The sequence below is a fragment of the Kitasatospora sp. NPDC059812 genome (assembly GCF_042732075.1).
Classification (GTDB): domain Bacteria; phylum Actinomycetota; class Actinomycetes; order Streptomycetales; family Streptomycetaceae; genus Kitasatospora.
Genome location: NZ_JBHWIO010000018.1, coordinates 60,149 through 79,821, shown reverse-complemented (window position 1 = coordinate 79,821; position 19,673 = coordinate 60,149). Strand labels below are relative to the sequence as shown.

The window sequence follows — 19,673 nt, the reverse complement described above, 5'->3', positions numbered from 1 at the left end:
GCGCGGCGGTGGTGGACCGTTACGCGGGAGCGGGGTGGACGGTCCGCCCGCCGACGACCGTGCGCTCGGGTCGCAGCTCGCGCAGCACGTCGACCGGGCAGCTCAGCGGATCGACCGGCCACACCGTCAGATCGGCCAGCGCCCCCGGCCGCAGGCTGCCGCGTTCGGCGCTCTCGCCCATCAGCCGGGCCGCGTGGACGGTGTGCAGCGCGACCGCCTCGGCCCGGTCGACGGCGTGCTCGGGCCCGACCACCCCGGCGGTGGTCCGGCGGGTCGTCATGCCCCACACCGACACCATCGCGCCGTACGGGCCGACCGGGAAGTCCGAGCCGGCGGCCAGCAGCGCGCCCTCGTCGAGCCATTCGCGCAGCGGGAAGATCCCGGCGGTGCGCTCCTCGCCCCAGGCCCGCTGCTGGGCGAGCGCGCCGTCGTGCAGCAGCGGATGCTGCACGGTGACGGGGATGCCGAGCGCGATCGCCCGGGCCCGCTGGTCGGCCCGGGCCAGTCCGCCGTGCTCGACCACCAGCGTGCCGGGAGGCAGGCCGGGGCGCTGGTCGAGCACCTCCTCGAAGACGTCCAGCAGGGTGCGCAGGCCGCGGTCGCCCCAGGCGTGCACGCCGACCCGCCAGCCGCGCCCGACCACCCGGTCGACGGCCGCGACCAGTTCCTTCGGCTCCCAGAGCAGTCGGCCGTGGTAGCAGGGCCGGCCTTGGTACGGCTCCTCCAGCGCGCCGGCCTCGAAGCCGCCGTCGATGCCGAACTTCACCCCCCACAGCCGCAGCAGGTCGTCGTCCTCGCCGGCGGCGCGCCAGGCGTCCATCCGGTCCAGCAGCTCGTCGACCTGCTCGGGGGTGCGGGCGGCGAAGCCGGAGACCAGCGCCCGGACCCGGACGGCGAGCGCACCGGCCGCCCGGGCCGCGAGCAGCACGTCGAGGTCCTCGACCGGGACGAGGCAGTCGCGGACGGTGCCGATGCCGGTGGCGGCGTAGTCGGCGGAGGCGGCGCGCAGGCCGGCCACCCGTTCGGCGAGCGCGGGGCGCGGCAGCACCCGCTCGACCAGTTCGACCGCCTTGTTGACCAGCCGTCCGGTGAGCCGCCCCCGGTCGTCGCGTTCGAGCAGACCGCCGGGCGGGTCGGGGGTGTCGTCGGTGATGCCGGCGAGGCGCAGCGCGGCCGAGTTGAGCACCATGTTGTAGGCGCCGCGGCGGACCAGGACGGGGTGGTCGGCGGTGGCCTCGTCCAGTTCCGCGGTGGTGGGCAGCCGCTGCTCGGCGAGCAGCACCTCCTGCCAGTTGACGGTGGTGTGGATCCACTGGCCGGGCGGGGTCCGGGCGGCGCGTTCGCGGATCAGGCCGAGGAAGGCGGCGAGGTCGCGGGCCCGGTGGACGGGGACGCCGTGGACGCTGTGGCCGGCCAGGATCAGGTGGGTGTGGGTGTCGTCGAAGGCGGGCAGCACCGTGGCGGCGGGGGCGTCCAGGACCTCGGTGTCCGGTCCGATCAGGTCGTCCAGGCCGTGCGGGTCGGCGGACAGGGCGGTGATCCGCGCCCCGGTGACGGCGATCGCCCGCTGCGGCGGCCGGCCGGGGACGAGGGTGTGGACGGCGGCGGCGCGGACGAGGAGGTCGGCGGGGGCGGGGTCGGTCATCGCGGCTCCTGGTGGGGTGGGGCGCCGGCCGGCAGGCCGGTGACCTTCTCGACGTGCCGCAGGCTGGGCTCGGCGAGCAGCGCGTGCAGCTCGGTGAAGACGGCCCGCGCGGCGACGGCGTTCCAGTCGGCGGGCAGCAGCGGTTCGGGCAGGCCCGGGTCCAGGTAGGGCAGCCGGCGCCACTGGGTGAGCATCGGGACGTAGTCGCGGAACGCCTCGACCGGGTCGACCCGCGGCCGGCCGCGCAGTTCGGCGGCGACCGGGCGCCAGGCGTCGTCGAAGGCCGCGTACTGCGCCTCGATCGCGGGGAAGTCCCACCAGCCGGCCACCGCGGTGCGCAGTTCGGCGAAGCCCGCGTACTCGGCGGACAGGAACAGGTGCACGTAGGCGCTCAGCCCGAGGCGCTCCAGCAGCCGCCGGGCGTCCGGCAGCAGCCGGGCGGGCGCCAGCCAGACGCCGGGGGCGGCGTTGCCGAAGCCGAGCCAGCTCAGCCGGGAGCGCAGCTGGTGGCGGTGGGCGCGTTCGGACTCGGGCACCGAGAAGACCGCGACCACCCAGCCGTCGGCGAGTTCGGCGGGCTCCAGGCTGTGGAAGATCCGGCGGTCGCCCTCCTCGAAGACCGGGCCCATCGCCGGGGCGAGCCGGTAGCCGGTGCCGTCGCGGCGCTCCTGGAACAGGGTGCCGGCCTTCTTCAGCCGGGAGATGGCCGAGCGCACCGCCGGGCCGTCGACGTCGAGTTCGGCCATCAGCGCGATCAGGTCGGCGATCGAGATCCAGCCGCCGAGGCGGCGCACGAACTCGCCGTACACGGTGTGGATGAGGGAGCTGGGCCGGGGCGTGCTCTCCGACATGGTGCGCCTCCTCCCCGGCAGCTCGTGGTGATCATAGCGGTGGGAGCTCCGCGTCAGGCGTGGGCGTAGGCGCCGGAGAGCAGGTGCCCGGCGCCGGGGGCGACGGCCGGCAGGCCGAGGGCGCGCAGCAGTTGGTGGGCGGTGCAGATCGCCGCCGAGACGACCGGCTTGCCGAGCTGCTGCTCGGCTTCCTCGACGGCGGACAGCGAGGGCAGCTGCACGCAGGCCGAGAGCACCACCGCGTCGGCCTCGGCGTGGGCGAGGCGCCGGGCGATGGCGGGGAGCCGCGCCGGATCGTGGGCGGCCACGTCGAGGTTGTCGGGGATCTCCAGGGCCGCGTAGTCGAGCACCTCGATGCCCTCGTGGGCCAGGTAGTCGACCACGGTCCGGGCCAGCGGCCGCAGGTACGGGGTGACGAGGGCGACCTTCTTGGCGCCGAGCGTGTGCAGGCCGGTCACCAGGGCGCCCGCGCTGGTGACCACGGGGGCGGGGGCGCCGTTCTCGGCGGTGCGCCGGTGCAGGCGCTGTTCGGCCTCGCGGTGGTAGCCGGGGCCGGTGGCCATCACGGCGACCAGGCAGGCGTAGCCGAGCACGTCGACCCGGGCGTCGGAGAGTTCGGCCGCGCAGCGGTCGGACTCGGCGTCCATGGCGCGCAGTTGCTCGGGGGTGACCCTGGTCATCCGCATCCGGCTGGAGTGGAAGGTGAACCGCTCGGGCGCGACCGCCTCGCGGGCCCGCAGCAGGGCGGGGACCTCGGTCTCCATGGTGACGTTGGAGCTGGGAACGATCTGGCCGATCCGGTAGGTGGTCATGGGGTGCTGGGGCTCCTCTCGGGAGCTGGCCGGGGTGGGGTGCTCCGCTCAGCGGGCGTCGACCACCGGGTTGGCGAGGGTGCCGATCCGCTCGATGGTGGCCTCGACCAGGTCGCCGGGCTGGAGGAACTGCGGCGGCACCAGGCCGGCGCCGACGCCGGACGGGGAGCCGGTGGCGATCACGTCGCCCGGTTCGAGGGTGACACCGGAGGAGATGTCGGCGATCAGCCGGGCGATGCCGAACAGCATGTGGCGGGTGTTGGAGTCCTGCCGCAGCTCGCCGTTGACCCTGAGCGAGAGGTCGAGGTCCTGCGGGTCGGGGATCTCGTCGGCGGTGACCACGACCGGGCCGAACGGTGCGTAGCTGTCCTGCCCTTTGGAGAAGAACCACTGCCCGGAGCGGCGCTGGTCGCGGGCGCTGACGTCGTTGACGATGCTGTAGCCGAAGACGTGCCGCCAGGCGTCCTGCTCGGCCACCCGGAAGGCCGGTTCGCCGATCACCACGGCGAGTTCGCACTCCCAGTCGAGCTGCTTGGTCAGGTCGGCGTTGTGCCGGATGGGCTGGCCCGGGCCGGTGACGGCGGTCGCGGGCTTGCTGAACAGCACCGGCCGGTCGGGCAGTTCGCGTTCGGTGTCCAGGGTGCGGTGCGATTCGGCGACGTGCTCCACGTAGTTGAGGCCGACGCCGACGATCTTGCCGGGCCGCAGGGGCGCGCGCAGCGACACCTCGGCGAGCGGGCGGACGGCGGGGTGGCCGGGACCGGCTTGGGCCAGCAGCGTGCGGGCGGTGGTCAGCGCGGCCTCGCCGGCCCGGACCAGGCCGAGCAGGCCGTCGGGCAGTCGGGCACCGGCGGCGGTGGCGAGGGCGGTCAGGTCGGCGACCTGGTCGCCGAGCCGGGCGCCGAGGCGCGGGGTCTCGTCGCCGTCCGTGCAATAGGTCAACAGGTGCATGGTCGGGGCTCCTTGGGGGTGCCGGGCGATGGTGGGCCGGGGTGCGGGTCCGGTGGGTCAGGCCGGGCCCTGGTGCCCGTCGTGCTCCGGGTATGCCTCCTCGCGGTAGAGGCCGAGCGAGTGCATCACCGGGAAGTCGTTGAAGGAGAACAGGCAGGCGTCCTCGCCGGGGTCGAGGTTCGAGTGCTCGTGCCAGGCCCAGGACGGGACGACGAAGACGTCGCCCTGCTGCCACTCGAAGCGCCGCCCGGCGATCACCGAGACGCCCCGCCCCTTGGCCGCCGTGTAGACCACCGAGCCGGTGTGGCGGTGGGCGCGGGTGGCCTGGCCGGGGCGCAGCAGTTGCAGGTGGGCGGCCATGGTCGGCATCACCGGGCCGCCGGTGACCGGGTTGGTGTACTCCATGATGACGCCGTCGTACGGCGATCCCCCGGTGGCGCGGGCGAGTTGGCGCAGCGCGTGGTAGCTGGGCTCCCAGGGCCAGCCGAGCAGGGGGGAGTAGGGCCTGCTCCAGGTCTCGACGCCGTACGGGAGGAGGTTGCCGCCGTAGCTCAGCAGCGAGGAGTTCACCACCGGGCCGGGCCGCTGGTAGAGCTCCGGGTGGACCTCGTAGAAGTTCGCGTCGAGCATGTTGACCAGCGGGATGTCCAGGCCGTCCTGCCAGATCACCGGGGCGTCGTCGGACTCGTTGCCGTGCTCGTGCCAGGAGTTGTTGGGCGTGATGGCGAAGTCGCGCGGGCCGACCTTGAGCTTCTGGCCGTCCACGACCGTCCAGGCGCCGGTGCCCTCGTGGACGAAGCGCAGGGCGGCGGCCTGGTGGCGGTGCGCGGTCATCGCCTCGCCGGGGCCCATGATCTGGAGGCCGGTGTACAGCAGGCCGACGGCGGCGCTCAGTTCGCGGCGCCCGGGGTTGACCAGCATCACCACCCGGCGGCCGGCGTCGTCGGCCTTGACCAGCGGCAGCGCCTTGCGGACCAGCGGGCGCAGGTCGGCGTAGCGCCAGAGCACCGGCACCGACTTGGGCTGCGGGTACCAGGGCTCGATCTCGTTCGCCACCGTCCACAGGGCGCCGGCCTCGTGTTCGGCCAGTTCCTCGTAGTAGGCGGTGAGTTCGGGGCTGTCGGTGACTCTGGCGCGGCCGAGCTGGTCGTCGTCGTGGTCGGCCGTGCGCCCCTGGTCGGTGGTGTCGTGGGGGTCGGTGGTGCCGTGGCGGTCGGTCGTGCCGTCGTGGCTGGTCATGCCTGCTCCTCCGGGAACACCAGCGGCCGCAGCGGGCGGTTGTCCACGTGCAGCCGGAAGACGTCGAAGCGGTTGTAGTGGCCGACGATGTCGTGCATCTGCTTGGGCTGGATGCACCGGCCGAGGTCGATCTCGGCGTAGACGATGCCCTCCTCGTCCACCAGCGGCTCGCCCACCGGGCGTCCGTCGGGGCCGAAGATTCCGGACAACGCGCTGCGCGGGCGGGCGAGTTGCTTGCGCACCTGGTGGTCGTCACCGGCGATCAGGTCCACCATCTCGGGCGAGATGGTGGAGCAGGAGACCACGGTGAACAGCTTGCCCTCGAAGCAGTGCGCGGCGGCGCGCAGCGCGATCGCCTCCGCCATGTCGTAGTCCTCGGGGGCCACCGGCAGGGCGATGTAGCTGGCGGCGTGGACGAGTTCGCCCTGGGCCAGCAGGGTGAAGCGGGCCAGGGTGTTGGTGTTCTCGCCGCAGGCCAGCGCGCCGAGCGGGCCGACGGCCGTGCGGTGCACCCGCAGGGAGCTGCCGTCGCCGGGCGTCCAGGTCAGCTTCTCGGCCCAGGTCGGCACCAACTTGCGGTGCACATCGAGGAGTTCGCCGTCCGCGCCGATGATCAGCAGGGTGTTGTAGAGCACCCCGAGGCTGTGCCGGCCGCGTTCGTTGACGCCGATCACCAGCACCACGCCGGCCTGCCGGGCGGCGGCGCGCAGCGTGTCCACGTACGGGCCGGGGACGTCGACGGCGGCGCGGTAGAGGCGCTCGTACCAGGGCGAGCCCTGCACCGGGTTCATCGTCCAGTTCCAGTACGGGTAGCCGGGGACGAAGACCTCGGGGAAGACCACCAGGGCGGCGCCGTGGCGGGCCGCCTCGTGGATCAGGGCGACGGCCTTGTCGACGGTGGCGGCCGGGTCCAGGTAGACGGGGGCGGCCTGGACGGCCGCGGCGGTGAAGCGGGGCAGGTCGGGCATGGTTCCTCCTCGGCTGCTCAGCGCGGTTCGGGGGTGGGCGGCGGCCAGCGGCGGTGCACCGGCGCGGCGGGCTCGGCCGGCAGGTGCAGGCGCGGTGCGACCCGGTCGGCGTTCGGGCCCGGCGGTCTGCGGCTGCCCGCCGACCAGGGGCCGGGCCAGTGCGCGCCCGGCCCGGTGTAGCCCTGCTCGGCGGCGGCGTGCAGCGTCCAGAGCGGGTCGTACAGCTGGGCCCGCCCGATCGCGACCAGGTCGGCCCGCCCGGCCAGCAGCACGGAGTTGGCGTCGTCGTGCCCGGAGATCGCGCCGACCGCGATGGTCGGCAGGCCGGTGGCGGCGCGGATCAGCTCGGCGAACGGCGTCTGGTAGCCGCGGCCGTACGGCGGCCGCTGGTGGGCGACCACCTCGCCGGTGGACACGTCCACCGCGTCCGCCCCGCCGTCGGCCAGCGCGCGGCCGATCGTGACGGCCTCCGGTGCGGTGGTGCCGCCGGGCGCCCAGTCGCAGGCCGAGATCCGCACCAGCAGCGGCCGCCCGGCCGGCCAGAGCGCGCGGACGGCCGCCAGCACCTCCAGCGGCAGCCGCAGCCGGTGCGCGAGTCGGCCGCCGTAGCGGTCGGTGCGGTGGTTGGTCAGCGGTGAGAGGAAGCCGGAGACCAGGTGGCCGTGGCCGAACTGCAGCTCCAGCGCGTCGAAGCCGGCCCGCGCCGCGCGTTCCGCCGCCTCGGCGAAGTCCGCGACCACGGTGGCCAGTTGGGCGGCGGTGGCCGCGTTCGGGGCAGGGCTGTCCGGGCCCCAGGGGAGCGGGGAGGCGGCGAGCAGCGGCCAGCCGTCGGCGAGCGGGCGCCCGATCCCGTCCGGGCCGGGTGCGGCGGTGGCGCCCCGGCGGCCGGCGTGGGTCAGCTGGAGGCCGACCGGGGTGTCGCTCACCGCGCGGACGGCGTCGACGAGTTCGCGCCAGGCCGTCTCCTGGCGGTCGTTCCACAGCCCCGGGCAGCGGTCGGTGGCCCGGCCCCCGGGGCTGACGGCGGCCATCCCGGTGAGGACCAGCCCGGCGCCGCCGAGCGCGTGCGCGGTCAGCTGGGCCCGGTCGAAGCCGCTGGGCAGGGTGTCGGTGGAGGTGAAGGTGGCGAGCGGGGGCACCACGACGCGGTTGCGCAGCTCCAGGGCGCCGAGCTTCAGCGGCCGGAACATCGGCGGCACTCCGGGCGGGCCGCCGGCGGCGGCGTCCACCGCGTCGACGAAGCCGGGGTCGCGGGCCCGCAGGTTGCCGTAGGTGACCCGGCGGCTGCGGGTGAGCAGGTTGAACACGAACCGGTCGGCGCCCTGCCCGGTGCGCCGCTCCACCGTCTCGAACCACTCCAGGCTCGCCTGCGCGGCCCGCTGGGTGGACTCCACCACCGGGCGCCGCTCCGCCTCGTAGGCGGCCAACGCCTGCTCCAGCGCCGGTTGTTCGTGCAGGCTCGCGGCGAGCGCGAGGGCGTCCTCCAGGGCGAGCTTGGTGCCCGAGCCGATCGAGAAGTGCGCGGAGTGCGCCGCGTCGCCGAGCAGCACCACGTTGCGGTGGCGCCAGCGGGCGTTGCGCACGGTGGTGAAGCTGATCCAGCGGGAGGCGTTCGGGATCAGCCGGTGGCCGTCCAGGTGTCCGGCGAGCAGGTCCGCGCAGCGCCGCACGCTGGCCTCGTCGCTCTCGCCGCGGGCCGGCTCCCGGGCGGCGAGGGCGTCGAACCCGGCCCGGCGCCAGGCGTCTTCGGCGATCTCCACGATGAAGGTGGAGCGGGTCGCGCTGTACGGGTAGGCGTGCACCTGGAGGGTGCCGAAGTCGAACCGCTCGACGATGAAGGTGAAGGCCTCGAAGACCTTGTCGGTGGCGAGCCAGATGTAGCGGCAGTGCCGCTCGTCCAGGTCGGGCCGGAAGGTGTCGGCGTAGGCCGCGCGGGTGCCCGAGTGGATGCCGTCGGCGGCGACCACCAGGTCGTACTCGGTGGCGAGCCGGTCGACCGGAGGGGCGGGGGCGCGGTAGCGCACGTCCACCGCGAGCTGCTCGCAGCGCCGTTGCAGGATCGCGCGCAGCCGGTTGCGGTCGAGTGCCGCGAAGCCGTGCCCGCCGCAGGTGCGGACCTCGCCCGCGTAGCGCACGTCGATGTCGCTCCAGCGGGCGAACTCGGCGCCGATCGCGGCGAAGACCTCCGGGTCGGCCTGGGCGATGCCGTCCAGCGTCTCGTCGGAGAACACCACGCCGAAGCCGAACTCGTCCTGTCGGCCGTCGCGTTCGAAGACGGTGATCTCCCGGTGCGGTGCCAACCGCTTGGCGAGTGCGGCGAAGTAGAGCCCGCCCGGACCGGCGCCGATCACCGCGATGCGGCGGGCCGCGCTGGTGCGGGCGGCGGCGGGTGTGGTGGTGCGGGCCGCGGTGGTCACCGCACCACCTCCGGCTGTTGCGGTCCGGCCTCGGCCAGCGCGCGGCGCACCGGCGCGGGCCAGGGCTCGGCGCCCTTGGCGTTCGGCGCGGCGTGCACCACCGACATCCGCCCGGACGCGGCCAGGCCCTGCGGGCCGTGCACCTCGAAGGCGTAGTGCAGCGAGGAGCCGCCGACCCGGACCACCCGCAGCTCGGTGCGGACCAGGTCGCCGAACCAGAGCCGCTCGCGGTAGTCGGCCTCGAAGTGCACCCGGGGGATCCGCCCGAACAGCTCGGCCAGGCCCAGCCGGCGCAGCAGCGCCGCCTCCGCGGCCTCGGCCCAGCGCTGGACGGCCGAGAAGTGGTAGTGCCCGGCGGCGTCGGTGTCGGACCACTCGACCCGGCGCTCGATCGCCACGCTGGCCGGGGCGGTCGCGGCCCGCCGGCGCAGTTCGGCGCGGTGCAGCTTGCCGGTGGCGGTGCGCGGCAGCCGGGTGACGAACTCGACCGTGCGCGGGTACTTGTACGGGGCGATGGTCCGTTTGACGTGCTCCTGGAGGCTCCGCACCTGCTCCGGCCCGGCGGGCGCGCCCTCGCGCAGCACCACGTAGGCCTTCACCACCGTGCCGCGCCGTTCGTCCGGCGCCCCGACCACCGCGCAGTCGGCGACGTCGGGGTGGGCGGCGAGGGCCTGCTCGACCTCGGGGCCGGCGATGTTGTAGCCGGCCGAGACGATCATGTCGTCGTTGCGCGCCTGGTACCAGAAGTAGCCGTCCCGGTCGCGGAGGTAGGTGTCGCCGGTGAGGTTCCAGCCGTTGCGGACGTAGTCGCGCTGGCGCTCGTCGTCCAGGTAGCGGCAGCCGGTCGGGCCCTTGACGGCGAGCAGGCCGGGCACGCCGTCCGGCACCGGCCGGCCCTGCTCGTCGAGGACGGTGGCCCGGTAGCCGGGGACGGGGCGGCCGGTCGCGCCGGGGCGGATGTCGCCGTCGGCGGCGGAGATGAACACGTGCAGCAGCTCGGTGGCGCCGAGGCCGTCGATCAGCCGCTGCCCGGTGGCCGCGTGGAAGGACTCCCAGAGGGCGGCGGGCAGGTGCTCGCCGGCCGAGACGCAGCGCCGTACGCCGGACAGGCGGTCGGCGAGCCCGGCGGCCAGGATCGCCCGGTAGGCGGTCGGAGCGGTGAACAGCACGCCGACCCGGTGCCGGTGGACCTGCTCGGCGAGCTGCTCGGGGGTGGCCTGCTCCAGCAGCAGGCTGGCGGCGCCGGCGCGCAGCGGGAAGACCACCAGGCCGCCGAGCCCGAAGGTGAAGGCGAGCGGCGGGGTGCCGGCGAACAGGTCGTCGGGGGTGGGGCGCAGGAGGTGGCGGGAGAAGGTGTCGGCGTTGGCGAGCACGTCGCGGTGGAAGTGCAGGGTGGCCTTGGGCCGTCCGGTGGTTCCGGAGGTGAAGGCGATCAGCGCGACGTCGTCGGCGGCGGTCGGGACGGCGGTGAAGCCGCCGCTCTTGGCGGCGCAGCGGGCGGTCAGGTCCTGGGGGCCGGGCCCGCCGAAGGGGAGCACCCGCAGGCCGGGTGTCTCGGCGCGGGCGAGGTCGTCCAGGTAGCGGTGGTCGCACAGGGCGATGGCGGGCCGGGCGATCCGGTGCAGTCCGGTCAGTTCGGCGGCCCGCAGCAGCGGCATGGTGCTGACGGCCACGCCGCCGGCCTTCAGGACGCCGAGCCAGCAGGCCACCAGCCAGGGGGTGTTGGGGCCGCGGAGCAGCACCCGGTTGCCGGTGGCCAGGCCGAGGTCCTCGGTCAGCAGCCGGGCCACCCGGTCGGCGTGGTCGCGCAGTTCGCCGTAGGTCCACTGGCCGGTCGGGGTGAGCAGGCAGCGGCGGTCGGGGCCGTACCGGGTGATCGTTGCGTCGAGCAGCGCCTGGGCGCAGTTCAGTCGGTCCGGATAGGCCAACTCCGGTATGTCGAAGAGGAGTTCGGGCCACTGGTCGAAGGGCGGGAGATGGTCGCGGCAGAACGTGTCCACGTGCGCGGAGGGGGATAGCTCCATGGGCGGGCACCTCATCGTGCGAGCGGGAGTGAGGCCAGTATGGCGTGTTGGTGACGCCAGTCAAGAGAGCGATACATGCATTCGGGGGAGCGGGCGTCGCGCGGCCTCACCGGTGGCCCCACCGGTGTCCCGGCGCAACGGCAGCCGCACCCGGCGACCGGTGCGGTCGGGGTGCGGCGGGTTGGGTAGGGGCTGCGGCAGGCGGGGGTGCGGCCGGGTCAGGCGGTGGCCCCCTGGGCGGCGGCGTCGGGCTCGCGGCCGTCCTCGGCCTGCTGGGCGCGTTCGGCCAGCAGGCGGGCGAACAGAACCAGTACCGGCATGGCGGCGTCGGCGCCCGGGCCCGAATCGCGGACGTACAGCAGCGTGGTGCCGACCCGCACCAGGGCCTCCGCCCCTTCCGCGCCGTGCGTCCGGGCGGCCCGCTGGTCGCCGATCGAGGGGAGGGGGACGGCGGCGGCCGCGTCGGCGCCGCCGACGTGGGCGAGCATCGCCTCGAAGGCCCGGCCGGCGGCGTCGGCGGAGGCGAAGGTGACCACGGTGAACTGTGCGCTGTGCGTGGTCACGGCACGGAACGTCACGGTGGCGTACGCGAGTTGCTGGTCGCAGGCGTCCGGGAGCAGACAGGGCACGTCCTCGCCCGGGCCCGCTCCCGACTGCGGGCCGCTCTCCACCTGCCAGCCGCCCGGCATGGCCCGCAGATCGGGCAGTACACCCTGCACCTGGGCGGGGTCGCGCAGCGTCCGCCCGGCGTGGGCCAGGTCGGGCCCGCCCGGCCGCAGCAGCGGGCGCGAGCCCAGGTTGATCCCGACGGCGACCAGGGCGGCGACCACGATCAGCGCCAGCGTGACGAGGACGGGGGCGGCGCCGATCCGGGCGGCCCGGGCCTGGGCCCCGGCGACGGCCGGATCGACCCGGAGGTGGACGGTCGGCGGGTCGGCGGGCCGGCCGAGTTCGGTGGTGGCCAGGTACCGGGCGAACGCCGGGTCCGAGGTGAGCAGTTCGCCGACGGCGGCGGTCAGCCCGGCCCGCGCCCGGGCATCCCCCGGGCTCGCGTCGACCGCGTCCACGGCCCGGGCGCCCTCCGGCGTGGCCCGCAGCCGCGCCCGCACCAGATCCGCGACCGCCCGCCCCGGGCCGCCTGCCACCCCCTCGGCCGCCCGTATCAGCACGCCCACCACCACGGGCACCAAGTCCTGGCCGTCCCCCATGGCAACTCCCCCCGCCCCACGAGTCGTTGCCCCCACGATCCCGGACCGGACGGCGCCGTGCCCCCCACCGGACGGAACGGAGACGGAACTGCAACCGGGCCCGGACGGACGCGGGGCGGGCGTGACCCGGGGGCCACTGGTACCCGAACGGGCCGGCCGAGGGGGCGGATCGGCCGCGAGTTGTGTCCTGACAAGGGGGGGGCGGACGGATGCCAGGCGCACCTGCTCGGCCGGGGCCGTGCTCAGCGCAGGCCGCTCAGCGCAGGTCGAAGACCAGACGGGCGGAGACCTTGCCGCCCAGCACCTCGTCGAAGCAGGCGTTCACCTCCTCCAGGCGGCGGGGCTCAAGAATGACGCGGGTGCGGCCGAGGGCGTGCAGGCGGAAGACCTCGGCGAGGTCCTGGCGGGTGCCGACGATCGAGCCGATCACCCTGGTGCCGTTCAACACGGTCTCGAACACCGGCAGTTCGAGCTTCCCGCCGGCCGGGAGTGCCACCAGCACGAGCGTGCCGCCGCGCCGCAGGGCCCCGTAAGCGGCCTGGAAGGAGGCGTTGCTGACGGCGAGGGCGATGGCCGCGTGGGCGCCGCCGAGCGCCTGGACCTCGGCCGCGACGTCCTGGGTGCGGGCGTCGAGGACGTGGTCGGCGCCGAGTTCGCGGGCCAGGGCGAGCTTGTCGTCGGTGACGTCGACCGCGATGGTCTCGGCGCCGAAGATCCGCGCGTACTGGAGCGCCAGGTGGCCGAGCCCGCCGATGCCGGAGACCAGGACCCGGGTGCCCGGGCGGGCGCCGGAGACCTTGAGCGCCTTGTAGGTGGTGACGCCCGCGCAGGACAGCGGCGCGGCGTCGAGCGGGTCGAGGCCGTCGGGGACGGGCACCACGTAGTCGCCGTGCGCCAGCGCGTACTCGGCGTAGGCGCCGTCCACCGAGTAGCCGCTGTTGTGCTGCTGGAGGCAGAGCGTCTCCCAGCCGGAGACGCACTGGTCGCAGCGCCCGCAGGCGTCGGCCAGCCAGGGGATGGCGACCCGTTCGCCGACCCGGACGTTGCGCACCTCCTCGCCGACCGCCTCGACGATCCCCACGCCCTCGTGGCCGGGCACGAACGGCGGGTTCGGCTTGACCGGCCAGTCGCCGTGGGCGGCGTGGATGTCGGTGTGGCAGAGGCCGGACGCCTCGATCCTGACCCGGACCTGGTGCGCCGCAGGCTCGGGGACTGGGCGGTCCTCGATGACCAGCGGCGCGGTGAAGTCGTGGACGACGGCGGCCTTCATGCGCTCTCCCTCGGTCGGTGGTGATGCTGCTGGCGGCTGGGCGCAGCCGTCAGCAGCATCACTCGACGGGGTGAGTGCCGCAGCCCGGACTACTCCGGACGAGTGGACGAGCGGACGAGTGGACGAGTGAAGGTCAGCCGGCCGCCACCGGCATCGACATGTAGACGGCGCGCTTGCCGTAGCAGGCCGGCACCGTCACCTCGCGGTGGGCGCGGTAGCCGAGCAGCCGCAGCAGGATGTCGGTGCCGCGGACCGCGACCATGGAGATCCGCTCGAAGCCCTGCTCGGACGCCTGCTCCCGGAAGTGCCGGATGAACCCCAGCGCGACCTCCCGGCCGCGCAGGTCCTCGGCGATCACCAGGTCGTGCACGTGCAGGTTGTCCGACGCGAACACCGCCTCCTCCGGCCGGTCGAGGCTCGGGCAGCGCAGCGGCGGGTACGGCAGGCTCAGCAGGTAGCCGCGGACGGTGCCGTCCTGCTCCAGCACGAAGCAGGTCCGCGGCGAGGCGAGGGCGCGGGACTGCAGCGCCTCCCGGCCCTCCGACAGGCCGTCGGCCGCGTAGGCGTCGTGCTCCAGTGCGACCACGGCGTCCCAGTCGCCGTCGGCCAGGAGCCGGATCCGGAGGTCCTCGCTCACCCGGCCGCGACCTCCGAGGCGGTGCCGAGCCCTTCCGCGCGGGAGGCGGCCACCAGCGCCGCCCAGGCTCCCATCAGCACCGCCCAGCGCTCGGCGTCCTCCTGCGCCTCGTCCAGGAGCTGCTGGCGCTGCTCGGCCACCGCGTCGGCGAGCTCGGTGTACTTGCCGCCCAGCTTGCGGTAGGAGCGGTCCAGGACGTCCAGGCAGTGCTCGTTCCCGGCCCGGTCCCAGTCGACGCTGCCCCGCACCAGGTCGAGGATCGGCTCGATCTTCAGCCCGTGCCGCTCGTCCAGTAGCTCGCGGCCGAGGTCGATCATCCCGCCGTAGACCGGGTACAGGTACAGCATCGAGAGCAGGAACTTGACGAACCGCATCTGGTAGGAGATGAAGCCGGCGCCGATGCGGCGTTCGGGCGTGTAGTAGTTGACGATGTGGCGGTTGTGGACGACGCCGGGCAGCCGGGAGTGGACCATGGCGTGCAGCAGGGCGTAGTCGCTGCCGATGGTCTTGACCGAGGGCAGCAGCGGCAGCACCTCGTAGGCCCGGTGGTCCAGGGCGATGTTGCACATGTAGACGTCCCAGATGTCGGGCACGCCGAGGACGGATTCGTCGGTGGTGAACGGCTCGGAGCCGGCGCCCTTGAAGGAGACGTCCACCATCGCGTCCCGGTCCTCCTCCGGCCACACCGGCGGGGTCCACAGGCGCACCACGTCGCGGTAGATGTCCGGGTCCAACTCGTGGATCTCGCTGATGTCCACGTTGAGTTCGCCGATGAAGGAGCCGCTGACCAGCATCACCGGCTTATCGGCGTCGGCCGGGTCGAGCTCGGAGCGGGTCACGCTGGCCGCCGCCTCGCCGGCCGGTCGGCCGATCGAGAGCAGCTCGTGGTGGATCGGGAAGATCTTCCGACCGTCGACGACCTGGAAGTCGGCGTCGTCGTTGCGCAGGTGCGCCGAGGTGCAGCCCAGGGCGGCCGCGCCCAGGAAGAGCCGGTTGACGCAGGAGCCGTACGCGACGGCCGGCGGGAGCATCATGTCGAGCAGCAGTCCGGGGTCGGCGGCGCCGGAGCGCTCGGCGACCCGGCGCAGGAACTCCCGCTGCTGCGCGTTGCCGAGGTGGTGGACGACCACGCCGGGGGTGGGCTCCAGGGCGGCCACGGCGCCCGCGTTCTTCGCGAACTGGACGGCGTCGGTGGTGTCGAGGATGAGGAGGTGCACCTCGACGTCGAAGTTCGCGACGGCGTAGGCCGCTTCCTCGGCGAGTTCCACGATGGTGTCGGGGCAGGATCGCATGGTGGGCAGGGCGAGGCAGACTCGTTGCATAACGGTGGAATCTCCGTCGGTTCGTCAGAATCGTGGCGGTGATGACGGTATGAGTGCTTTTCGCGCACCACCGTGGACTAGACCAGTTCCGAAGTCAACGATTGACAGAGCGGCTGCGGCGGGGTGGAATGCGCCCCCGCCCGACGGCTTTCCGGAGCCTCTCGGGCTTCCTTCCGGGCAGGGCGGAGCGCGGGTCCGGTGGCACGCGGTGCGGGCCTCCGGGTCCGTACGCGAGGACGAATTCCCGTTACAGATCCGAACGGGCGCGCGAGCATGGGTGGTTCATTGCCGTGTATTGCGCCGTTGGGGTCAATCCGGAGGGCGAACCTGCCGATACCCGCAACGACGTCCGTTCGCCGCCTGGAGGAGACCGCATGTCCGACCTGTGGCTGCCCGGTGCCGAGATCCACGACCTCGGCGACCACGCGCCGACCGACCAGCAGTACCCCCCGAGGGCCATCGCCCACATCACCTGGGACCGCAACGCGACCGCCGCCGCGCCGCAGGACTGGTGCACCTACGAGGACCTGGTGAGCTACTTCACCGGCAGCGGCGCCGGCGACGCGCCACACCTCATCTGGGACCCGTTCAGCGGCCGGATCGCCCAGCTGTTCCCGGCCGACTCCCGCTCGAAGAGCCTGCTCAGCCCGACGACGAGCCCGACCCGCACCAACCGGGCCGGGCGCGTGGTGATCCAGATCGAGGCGGTGTTCTTCCCCTACTGCAACTACCAGGGCACCGTGTACGCGCGGCTGGTCGACACCCCGTGCGCGGGCTGGGACCGGATCCACGCCTGGATCGCCTCCTGGGGCGTGCCCGACGTCTGGCCGATGGGCCGCCCGGCCGACTTCACCAGCCACCGCGACGAGCAGGTGTGGGAGGCCAGCGGCGGCTGGTACGCACACGCCCACGTCCCGTTCAACGACCACACCGACCCCGGCTCCTGGCCCGACTTCACGGCCGGCCCCGGCACCCCGATCCCCTCGCCCTCGCAGCACCCCCCGGTGCCCCCGGCGGACCCGACCCCGGCCCGGTACCAGACCACCATCAACGGCCTCCCGTACGGCTACGGCGCCCAGGGCTACCAGGTCACCGTGGTCGGCCGGGGGCTCGTCGCCCAGGGCTTCGGCGCCCACTACCGCTCCGGCCCCGGGCCGAACTGGAGCGACGCGGACACCGAGAACTACGCGGACTACCAGCAGAGCCTGGGCTACTCCGGCCAGGCGGCGGACGGCGTGCCGGGGGAGAGCTCGCTGCGGCGGCTGCTCGGCTACCTGCCCGGTCCCCGGACGGTGTCGCTCGCGCACATCGTGGCGGCCGCCCGCACCGACCCCGGCGCCGAACAGGGGCACCGGACGTACGGCGCCGAGGTGGCGATCGTCGAGCAGGCCCTCGCGGACGAGGGGCTGCTCGAACAGCGCTGGGTGGACGGCTCGTTCGGCAGCCTGACGGTCACCGCCTACGCCGGGTGGCAGCGCCGGTGCGGGTACACCGACGCCGCCGCCGACGGGATCCCCGGGCAGGACTCGCTGCACCGGCTGGGCGCGGCACAGGGCTTCGCCGTCACGGACTGACCGGGACCCCTCCGTATCCGGGGCGTGGCGGCCCGTCCGTACCGGGAGCGTGGCGGTGGGGGAATGCCCGGCTCGGCGACGGGCGTTGTCCACCGCGTGACCAGCGCTGCGCCCATCACCAGGCTCTCCGTCCTCGACCGCTCCCGGACCAGACGGGGCGAGGAGCCGGCGCAGGCGCTGCGGGACACGGTGGCCTTCGCCCGCGAGGCCGAGCGGCTCGGGTACCACCGCTTCTGGGTCTCCGAGCACCACGGCGTGCCCGGGGTCGCGGGATCGGCGCCGACGGTGCTCGCCGCGGCGGTGGCGGCGGCCACCACCCGGATCCGGGTCGGCACGGGCGGGGTGATGCTGCCCAACCACCAGCCCATGGTGGTGGCCGAGCAGTTCGGGGTGCTCGCCTCGCTCTTCCCCGGCCGGATCGACATGGGGCTCGGCCGCTCGGTCGGGTTCACCGACGGCGTGCGGCGGGCGCTGGACCGGGAGAAGGACTCCGCGGACGACTTCGGCGCCCAGCTGGTCGAACTGCTCGGCTACTTCGACGGCTCGCAGCGGGCCCACCCCGGCGTCCACGCCCGCCCGGCCGAGGGCCTGCGGGTGCCGGCCTTCGTCCTGGCCACCGGTGCGGGCGCCGACCTGGCCGCCGACGCCGGGCTGCCGCTGGTCATCGCCGCCGCCCGGGGAGAGGAGCGGATGCTCGCGGCGATCGACCGCTACCGCAGCCGGTTCCGCCCCTCGGCGCAGGCCGCCGAGCCGTACGTGGTGGTCTCGGGCACGGTCGCGGTCGCCGAGAGCGCCGACCGGGCCCGGGAGCTGCTCGTCCCGGAGGCGTGGTCCGGCGCGTACTCCCGCACCCACGGCGAGTTCCCGCCGCTGGAGCCCGCCGCCGAGATCCTGGCCCGGCCGATGAGCCCGCGCGAGCAGGCCGCCTACGAGCAGTCGCTGAAGGGCCACATCGCGGGCACCCCGGGGCGGGCCGCCGCCGAACTCGCCGCCCTGGTGGCGCGCAGCGGCGCGGACGAGTTCCTGGTCACCACCAGCACCTACGACCGCGCCGCCCTCCTCGACTCCTACCGGCTGCTCGCCGAGGCGGTCGGCCAGGCCTGAAGGCCGCCGGCCGGGTGTGCGGTGGTCGGGTGTGCGCCGGCCGGGTGTGCGGCGGTCGGGCCAGGCCTGAGGCGGTGGGCCGGCCCTGCGGCGGCGCCGCCCCGCTCAGCCCGCGTCGACCTCCGACGTCCCGAGCCGGGCGTACACCTCGGGCCGCCGCGCCCGCAGCCGCAGCGCGATGGCGACGCCCGTCAGGAACACGACCGGCACGATCGCCACCAGCGGCCAGTTGACCTCCGGCCCGGCATTGGTGAACAGGTCGAGCCGCCACACCACCAGCGCCGTCGCCCCGCACAGCAGCACGGTGGCGGCGACCGGCGCCACGACCGTCCGGAACACCCCGGCGCTCGCGGCCGCCTCGCGATTGCGGCGGAAGAAGGCGTACACGGACAGCCCGGCGAGTGCCTGCAGCACCAGGATGCCGACCACGCCGGGGGAGTTCACCCAGAGGAAGAACTGGTTGTACGGGTCGGCCCCGATCAGCGCCGCCACCACGACGGCCACCGCCGCCAGCACCGACTGCGCGATGCCGCCGATCCACGGGGAGCCGTGGCGCGGGTGGACCCGGCCGAGTGCGGCCGGGGCGGCCTGCTCGGTGGCGAGGGCGTAGCCGTAGCGGGTGATGGTGTTGTGGAAGGCGAGCAGCGCGGCGAGCAGGCTGGTCACGATCAGCACCCGCTGGAGGTCGGTGGCCCAGGCGCCGACGTAGTCGGTCATCGCGGTGAAGAACATCCCGGCCGGGTCGGCGGTGGCGGTCGCGACGGCCTCGGTGGCGCCGAAGGCCTGCACGATCATCCAGGTGATGAAGGTGTAGAAGAGGCCGAGGAAGGCGATCGCAGCGTAGGTGGCGCGCGGCACCGTCCGCCGTGGTTCGCGGGCCTCCTCGCGGTAGATGGCGGTGGCCTCGAAGCCGATGAACGCGGCGAAGGAGAGCCCGAGTACCCCGCCCATGCCCCCGGAGAACACGTTGTGCGGGGCGAACGAGGACAGGTCGAGCCCGTGCGCGCCGCCGCGCACCAGCACCGCCACGGCGAGCACGAGCAGGATGCCGGTCTCGGCGATCAGCAGCGCGCCGAGCACCTTGGCGCCGAGGTCTATCGAGCGGTAGCCGAGGAGCCAGACCACCGCGACGCCGAGCAGCGCCCAGACCGGCCAGGGCAGGTCCAGGCCGAGCAGGTCGGCGGCGGTGGTGTGGGCGAAGAAGCCGAAGGCGCCGTACATGCCGATCTGGATGGCGTTGTACGAGAGCACCGCGAGCAGCGCGGCGCCGAGCCCGGCGGGGCGGCCGAGGCCGCGGGTGACGTAGGCGTAGAACGCGCCGGCGTTGCGGATGTGCGCGGTCATGGTGGTGAAGCCGACCGCGAAGAGCGCCAGGATGACGCCGGTGGCCAGGTAGGCGACGGGCGTGCCGATGCCGCCGAAGGCGATCGCGAACGGCGCCACGCCGGCCATCACGGTCAGCGGTGCGGCGGCGGCCACGACGAAGAAGACGATGTCGCCGGTGCCGAGCACGCCGCCTTCCAGGCGGGCGGGGCCGGTGGAGCCGGCGGCTGCGGTGGCGGGGGGCGGGGGGGGGCGGCCCCCGCGGGGGGGGGCGCGCGCGGGGGGGGGGCGCCCGCGCAGTGCTCAACGACGTGACCCGCGCCCCGCA

15 protein-coding genes are annotated in these 19,673 nt (G+C 74.5%); 2 read left to right on the top strand and 13 right to left on the bottom strand.

The window, feature by feature from the left end:
- Window positions 1-19: 19 nt before the first annotated feature.
- The 12 genes from ACFV6D_RS12525 to ACFV6D_RS12470 form a co-directional block, all read right to left on the bottom strand.
- Window positions 20-1,645, bottom strand: a complete 1,626-nt coding sequence (locus ACFV6D_RS12525; RefSeq protein WP_380342506.1) for an amidohydrolase — start codon at window positions 1,643-1,645, stop codon at window positions 20-22.
- Window positions 1,642-2,496 (bottom strand): PaaX family transcriptional regulator C-terminal domain-containing protein, encoded by an 855-nt coding sequence (locus tag ACFV6D_RS12520; RefSeq protein ID WP_063350258.1) that lies wholly within the window; start codon window positions 2,494-2,496, stop codon window positions 1,642-1,644. The genes ACFV6D_RS12525 and ACFV6D_RS12520 overlap by 4 nt, the downstream gene beginning before the upstream one ends.
- A 53-nt stretch (window positions 2,497-2,549) precedes the next feature.
- Window positions 2,550-3,308, bottom strand: coding sequence for an Asp/Glu racemase (locus ACFV6D_RS12515; RefSeq protein WP_380370324.1), 759 nt, complete (start codon window positions 3,306-3,308; stop codon window positions 2,550-2,552).
- A gap of 48 nt (window positions 3,309-3,356) precedes the next feature.
- Window positions 3,357-4,259 (bottom strand): fumarylacetoacetate hydrolase family protein, encoded by a 903-nt coding sequence (locus ACFV6D_RS12510; protein WP_380559536.1) that lies wholly within the window; start codon window positions 4,257-4,259, stop codon window positions 3,357-3,359.
- 57 nt (window positions 4,260-4,316) lie between these two features.
- Window positions 4,317-5,498, bottom strand: coding sequence for a cupin domain-containing protein (locus ACFV6D_RS12505; RefSeq protein ID WP_380559534.1), 1,182 nt, complete (start codon window positions 5,496-5,498; stop codon window positions 4,317-4,319).
- Window positions 5,495-6,466, bottom strand: coding sequence for a carbon-nitrogen hydrolase family protein (locus ACFV6D_RS12500; RefSeq protein WP_380342497.1), 972 nt, complete (start codon window positions 6,464-6,466; stop codon window positions 5,495-5,497). The genes ACFV6D_RS12505 and ACFV6D_RS12500 overlap by 4 nt, the downstream gene beginning before the upstream one ends.
- Window positions 6,467-6,483: 17 nt before the next feature.
- Window positions 6,484-8,883 (bottom strand): FAD-dependent monooxygenase, encoded by a 2,400-nt coding sequence (locus ACFV6D_RS12495; RefSeq protein WP_380342494.1) that lies wholly within the window; start codon window positions 8,881-8,883, stop codon window positions 6,484-6,486.
- A complete protein-coding gene (locus tag ACFV6D_RS12490) occupies window positions 8,880-10,907 on the bottom strand; it encodes an AMP-binding protein (protein ID WP_380342491.1) in 2,028 nt (675 codons plus the stop codon). Before ACFV6D_RS12490 ends, ACFV6D_RS12495 begins: the two co-directional genes overlap by 4 nt.
- Before the next feature lie 218 nt (window positions 10,908-11,125).
- A complete protein-coding gene (locus ACFV6D_RS12485) occupies window positions 11,126-12,115 on the bottom strand; it encodes a hypothetical protein (protein WP_380342488.1) in 990 nt (329 codons plus the stop codon).
- Window positions 12,116-12,371: 256 nt separating this feature from the next.
- On the bottom strand, window positions 12,372-13,385 hold the full coding sequence (adhP, locus tag ACFV6D_RS12480; protein WP_380342485.1) for an alcohol dehydrogenase AdhP: 1,014 nt from the start codon (window positions 13,383-13,385) through the stop codon (window positions 12,372-12,374).
- Between the two features lie 133 nt (window positions 13,386-13,518).
- Window positions 13,519-14,022, bottom strand: coding sequence for a GNAT family N-acetyltransferase (locus ACFV6D_RS12475; RefSeq protein WP_363370988.1), 504 nt, complete (start codon window positions 14,020-14,022; stop codon window positions 13,519-13,521).
- Complete coding sequence (locus tag ACFV6D_RS12470; protein ID WP_380342482.1) at window positions 14,019-15,344, bottom strand: DUF6271 family protein; 1,326 nt, start codon at window positions 15,342-15,344, stop codon at window positions 14,019-14,021. Before ACFV6D_RS12470 ends, ACFV6D_RS12475 begins: the two co-directional genes overlap by 4 nt.
- 374 nt (window positions 15,345-15,718) lie before the next feature.
- Here ACFV6D_RS12470 and ACFV6D_RS12465 point away from each other — a divergent pair, with 374 nt between their 5' ends.
- Complete coding sequence (locus ACFV6D_RS12465; RefSeq protein ID WP_380342479.1) at window positions 15,719-16,918, top strand: peptidoglycan-binding protein; 1,200 nt, start codon at window positions 15,719-15,721, stop codon at window positions 16,916-16,918.
- Between the two features lie 96 nt (window positions 16,919-17,014).
- Window positions 17,015-18,022, top strand: a complete 1,008-nt coding sequence (locus ACFV6D_RS12460) for an MsnO8 family LLM class oxidoreductase (RefSeq protein ID WP_380559532.1) — start codon at window positions 17,015-17,017, stop codon at window positions 18,020-18,022.
- Between the two features lie 105 nt (window positions 18,023-18,127).
- Here ACFV6D_RS12460 and ACFV6D_RS12455 read toward each other — a convergent pair whose 3' ends face one another.
- Window positions 18,128-19,534 carry an APC family permease gene (locus ACFV6D_RS12455; RefSeq protein WP_380559530.1) on the bottom strand — a complete coding sequence of 469 codons (1,407 nt, stop codon included), beginning with the start codon at window positions 19,532-19,534 and terminating at the stop codon, window positions 18,128-18,130.
- Window positions 19,535-19,673 lie beyond the last annotated feature (139 nt).